General features: G+C 62.2%; 6 protein-coding genes. 3 read left to right on the top strand and 3 right to left on the bottom strand.

The window, feature by feature from the left end; genetic code table 11:
• Nucleotides 1-784, top strand: a 784-nt coding sequence (locus WBF74_RS05995; protein ID WP_424436671.1) for an MATE family efflux transporter, incomplete at its 5' end; no start/stop codon positions are given.
• Between the two features lie 99 nt (nt 785-883).
• Entirely contained in the window at nt 884-1915 is a 1032-nt protein-coding gene (locus WBF74_RS05990) for an esterase-like activity of phytase family protein (RefSeq protein WP_424436668.1), read from the top strand.
• A 3-nt stretch (nt 1916-1918) separates the two neighbouring features.
• Here the strand turns inward: WBF74_RS05990 and WBF74_RS05985 are convergent, their stop codons facing one another.
• From WBF74_RS05985 to meaB, 3 genes are all read right to left on the bottom strand, one after another.
• Nucleotides 1919-2599: a hypothetical protein gene (locus tag WBF74_RS05985; protein ID WP_424436665.1), complete on the bottom strand. Its 681-nt coding sequence runs from the start codon at nt 2597-2599 to the stop codon at nt 1919-1921.
• A 165-nt stretch (nt 2600-2764) separates the two neighbouring features.
• A complete protein-coding gene (rpmB, locus tag WBF74_RS05980) occupies nt 2765-3061 on the bottom strand; it encodes a 50S ribosomal protein L28 (protein ID WP_424436662.1) in 297 nt (98 codons plus the stop codon).
• Between the two features lie 107 nt (nt 3062-3168).
• Nucleotides 3169-4209, bottom strand: a complete 1041-nt coding sequence (gene meaB / locus WBF74_RS05975; protein ID WP_424436659.1) for a methylmalonyl Co-A mutase-associated GTPase MeaB — start codon at nt 4207-4209, stop codon at nt 3169-3171.
• Between the two features lie 124 nt (nt 4210-4333).
• Here meaB and WBF74_RS05970 point away from each other — a divergent pair, with 124 nt between their 5' ends.
• A complete protein-coding gene (locus WBF74_RS05970; RefSeq protein WP_424436656.1) occupies nt 4334-5227 on the top strand; it encodes a DUF3108 domain-containing protein in 894 nt (297 codons plus the stop codon).
• The last annotated feature ends 20 nt before the right edge of the window (nt 5228-5247 follow it).

Genomic DNA, 5247 nt, shown 5'->3' with positions numbered 1-5247 from the left:
CATCACCGGCATCTTCATGCTCGTGGCGCTGGTGATTGTGCTTCTGACGGATCGACAATTCCGCCGTTACCATCTGTTCGGTCGCTTCTGGCGGCCCGACTGGCAGCGCTATCGCGACATATGGCGGCTTGGTCTGCCCATCGGCATGACCCTCGCCTTTGAGGTCATGGTGTTCAACGCTGCCGTGCTGCTGATGGGGCTTTTCGGTGCAAGCGCGCTTGCCGCCCATTCCATCGCCCTGCAACTCGCCGCGATTTCCTTCATGGTGCCGCTCGGATTCGGGCAGGCGGTGACGGTGCGTGTCGGCCTTGCGCATGGCGCGGGCGACCGCGACGCAATCACGCGCGCAGGCTGGACGCCGCTTGTCATGGGCGTCAGCTTCATGAGCGTCATGGCGCTCTTCATGATCCTGTTTCCCGAAACGCTGATCGGCATTTTCCTTGATGGCTCCGTCGCCGAAAATAGCGACGCCATCCGCCTTGCCATTTCCTTCCTCGCCATTGCAGCACTCTTTCAGGTGTTCGATGGCGCGCAGGTGATCGGCGCGGGGATGTTGCGCGGCCTGCAGGATACGCGCGTGCCCATGCTCTTTGCGGCAACGGGATATTGGCTGATCGGCCTGACCACGAGCGTCATTCTCGCCTTCCCCTTCGGCTTTGAAGGCGTCGGCATCTGGCTCGGCCTTGCCACGGGGCTTGCTGCCGTGTCGGCCATGATGATCTGGCGCTGGTCACGGCGTAAAAGGCTGGGCCTCGACGCGCCCCTCCCCCACCGCGGGAGCTGAAACGCGCGCGCTTCTCTTGTGCCGCATGTTGACACCGATATGATGCCCCTCACCGACAAGACGCAAAAAAATAAAAGCCGGTTGAGAAGGATCGAAACATTGCCGAGTGCCGCCCGCCACTTCCTGTCCATTGCCTTCGTCGTCGCGCTTTCTGTCACCCTTACCGCTTTCGCATCGGCAGAACCGCGCGCTGTGGAAGTGTCAAACAGGCAACTTCTGTGGAACCCGCAAGATCGGGGCGAAACGAAAACCGGTTCGCTCATCTGGGCAGGCGGCGTGGAAATCAGTTCGCAGGATGGTGATTTCGGCGGCTGGTCGGGCCTCGCCGTCAGTCCCGATGGCTCATCGCTTCTCGCCGTTTCCGACAAGGGGCACTGGCTCACCGCCATCATTCTCTATGATGAGCGCCAGCGCCTTTCTGGCCTGGTCGAAGCGAAGATCGCGCCCATCCTCGGTCTTGATGGCAAGCCCGTCGCCAGCAAGCAGCTAGGCGATGCAGAGAGCCTTGCCGTTGATATCAGCCCTTCCGGCTCGCTGATGAACACGGCCTATGTGAGCTTTGAACGCGCGCATCGCATCTGGCGCTATGACCTCAAAAGCGCGGGCGCAGAAGCGAGACCCGAACAGATCCTGACCCAGCGCCATTTCGGTCGGCTCAACAGCAATGGCGGCATTGAATCGCTGGAGCTTCTGCCGCCTGCGAAGGATGGCGGCAGGAAGCGGGTTCTTGCCATTACCGAAGACACGCTGGATCCGCGCGGCAACATCAAGGCCTTCATCGCCGACGGGCATGACCTTGCCTGGTTCGGCGTGAAACCGCACCAGCCCTTCAAACCGACTGACATTGCCCTTACGCCCGCTGGCGACCTGTTGATGCTGGAACGCCGCTTCTCGCTTCTCGGCGGTGTCGGCATGCAGCTCCGCCGCATCAAGGGCGAGGACATCGTGCCGGGTGCGGTGGTGGATGGCGAGGTGCTGGTGAATGTCGGCCAGCGCTATTCGATTGACAATATGGAAGGCCTCGCCGTCCGCGAGGATGAGAACGGCGATTTGCTGATCTACATGATCTCGGATGACAATTTTAATCCGGTGCAGCGCACGGTGCTGCTCATGTTCCGCCTGAAACAATAGGCCTTACGCGCCGCCAAGACCCGGCAGCGGGCGGATGGAAGAACGAAGACACCAGGCCGGCAGAAGCTGGCCGAGCGCCCACGCAAACTGGATTCCGGCTTCGACACCCACACGCCAGCCAAGCGCCTCGTCAATCACCATCCCGCTGCGCAGATGGAACAGAGACGAAAAGACGATGCCGGCGAAAAGCGCGGCGAAGAACGGCGCATGCCACCACGGAATGCCCCTCAGCCAGTCAAAGAAGAGAACGGCCACAAGCTGGCCGACAAACATCGCCGCGAAGAAAACAAGCGCGAGCGGATAGGGCGCAATCTCCGCCTCAAGATCGCGGATCAGGCCAGCGTGAAAGGCCCAGCCAATCGCGCCGCCGATAAGCGCCCAGCTCACCAGCACCGCCCCGAAAGTGAGGTCCGGCCCGTAGCGGCGGCTTGTCAGGTTGATAATGAAAAAGACGAGCGGCAGAACCACATAGCCCATCGTGAGCCAGCCGGACGGATCAAGCCGCGGGTCGATCTCCGCCAGCACATCAAGCTGGGGCACAGGCTCATCGCGCAGGCAGAAGGCAAGGAGGAGGGCTGCACATAGTGCGATCACCGGCAGGATCAGCCGGATAACCGCCGTGACAAAGCGGGAGATACGGCCCGGTCGCCGAAGCGGGACGCGATCAACCCCCTTATCAAGCATCTGAACCCCCGAAAACGCACTGCCGCAGCTTAGCCGGGCAGCCCTGCCCCCGGAAGCCCGGACGTGGCATGATCCCACAGAATGGTAAATGCCTGCTCACGCACCCCCGCCGGGCACAAAAAAAGCGGCCCGAAGGCCGCTCTTTTCAGATTGATCGAAGACGGATCAGGCTGCAGCAGCAGCTTCGGTCTTCTTGACGATTTCGCGCTTCAGCTTCTGCGCCCGCGCGGAGAGCTGATCGTCCGACGCCTTGAGCAGGAAGAGGTCAAGACCGCCATTATGCTCGACCGAGCGGAGCGCATGGGCCGAAACACGCAGGCTGACCTGACGGCCAAGCACATCGCTGATGAGCGAGACCTGGCAAAGATTCGGGAGGAACCGGCGCCGCGTCTTGCGGTTCGCGTGGCTCACATTGTTACCCGACATCACGGCTTTGCCGGAGAGTTCGCAGCGGCGGGACATGAACGAGTTCCTTCAAAAATTCACGAGGATTGCCGCGAAAACGCGCAATCCGTACAGGTGCGGACGTATAGAAGGCCGTCCCCCGCCCGTCAAGGGCGAAAGGGCATTCAGCCCGCTTTCCCGCCCCCCAAAACCAGCGAAAGAAGGCGCCTTGCCGCGATTGTGGGGGTCTCCCGGCCTTCCGCCACCGCCTTTTCAAGCTCCGGCAGAAGATCAGAGGCCCGCTTGTCCGCCTTGAGGGCGGCGAAAAGCCCTTCCCGAATCTCGGTCCACATCCAGGCCTGCGCCTGCTCTGCCCGGAGCCGCGCCAGTTCGCCCGCCTCGGACAGCGCCTTGTGATGCCCCTGAACGGCTTCCCAGACCTCGGAAAGTCCCTCCCCCTTCAGCGCAGAAGCAAGCAGCACATCCGGCGCCCAGACAGGATATTTCGGACGCATCAGATGAAGCGCAGTCTTGTATTCGAGCCGTGCGCGCTTCGCAGCCGGGATGAGATCCCCATCCGCCTTGTTGACCACGATCAGGTCAGCAAGTTCCATAATGCCGCGCTTGATGCCCTGCAATTCGTCGCCACCACCCGGCGACAGCAACAGCAGGAACATATCGACCATATCGGCCACCGCCGTTTCGGACTGGCCGACACCCACCGTTTCAATAATGACGACATCAAAGCCTGCCGCCTCGACCAGTAGCATCGCCTCGCGCGTGCGGCGCGCCACACCGCCCAGCGTGCCGCCCGAGGGCGAGGGGCGGATAAAGGCATTGGGATCGCGAGCAAGCATCTCCATCCGCGTCTTGTCGCCAAGGATGGAGCCGCCGGTGCGGGCAGAAGAGGGGTCGATGGCAAGAACCGCGACCTTCAGCCCCTGCGCCGTCAGATAACAGCCAAAGGCTTCGGTAAAGGTCGATTTGCCGACGCCCGGCGCGCCTGAAAAGCCGATGCGTATTGCCTTGCCCGTGTCGGGCAGCAGTTCCACCAGCAGCTTCTGTGCGACTTCCTGATGGTCGGCACGGGAGGATTCGACAAGCGTGATGGCGCGGGCAAGCGCAGCGCGGCGCCCTTCGCGCACAGCGCGGGCAAGTTCCCCGACATCCGGCACCCCCCTGCTCAGCGCGCGGCGCTCAGCCTGCTTTTGTTCTGTCCCGCTCATGGTCTCAGTTGCATACTTGGCCGGGCCTGCCACGTCCAGCCCTGCCAAGGCAGGGGACGGACCGAACGCAGGGGAACCGGCCATATTCATCGGAGGTTCATCTCGCGAAAGGGAAAATGAGCCCATGTCCGGGATAAGGAACGAAACCACCAGCGAAGCAGTGCAGAAGCGGAGAAGGCGCGGGCTTCACGCATTCCCGAAGCTCTGCCTTGCCGCCGCCCTTGCGCTTGCCGCCGGCACGGCAAGCGGTGCCACAACGCTCCCTGCCGCATCTGTCGGCCCGAAGCCTGACATTAAGGCCGACTACACCGTCTATATTGGCGGTCTTCAGGTTGCCACAGGCTCCATGATGGCGACGCTGGGTGGCGAGACCTATCTTCTGGAAAACACGCTCGGCTCTGCCGGTGTTGCCGCCCGCTTCTGGGACGCGCACTGGACCATGACGAGCAAGGGCACGATCAGCGAAGAAGCGGTACGGCCGAGCCTCTTCGAGTTCTCCGCCACGGAGAAGAGCAAAACCAAGTCGCGCGAAATCCGCTATGACGGGCGCGGTGTGCCGAGCCTTACCTTCGAGCCGCCGGAGCCGGAAGAGGAAACGGCGCAGATAACGCCCCGCCTCTATCGCCATACGCTTGATCCAGTGAGTGCATTCCTGCTGCCAGTTGCGACAGATGGAAATCCCTGCGACCGCAGCCTTCCCATTTTCGACGGCAAGCGCCGCTACGATCTGCAACTCACCTTCCATAGCGAGACAAGCGTGACGACACGCGATGGCGGCTATAGCGGTGAGGCCATCAAATGCCGGGTGCGCGTGAAGCCGGGCGACGGCATGGAACGTGGAAAACTCACCAACACGCTGGAGCGCCGCGACGACACATGGATCTGGCTCGCGCCGGTGGGCGACGGGTCACTCTACATTCCTGTGCGGGTGCAGATGCGCACGCCCATTGGCGGCGCCGTTCTCGATGTTGTGAAACTTCATCAGAATAAAGAAACAACCGTGGCGGCGGCCGAGTAGCAGCAGGCACTCACCCGTTC

The organism is Parvibaculum sp., from assembly GCF_049672805.1.
Lineage (GTDB): Bacteria > Pseudomonadota > Alphaproteobacteria > Parvibaculales > Parvibaculaceae > Parvibaculum.
This window is presented reverse-complemented; position numbering and strand designations above follow the sequence as displayed.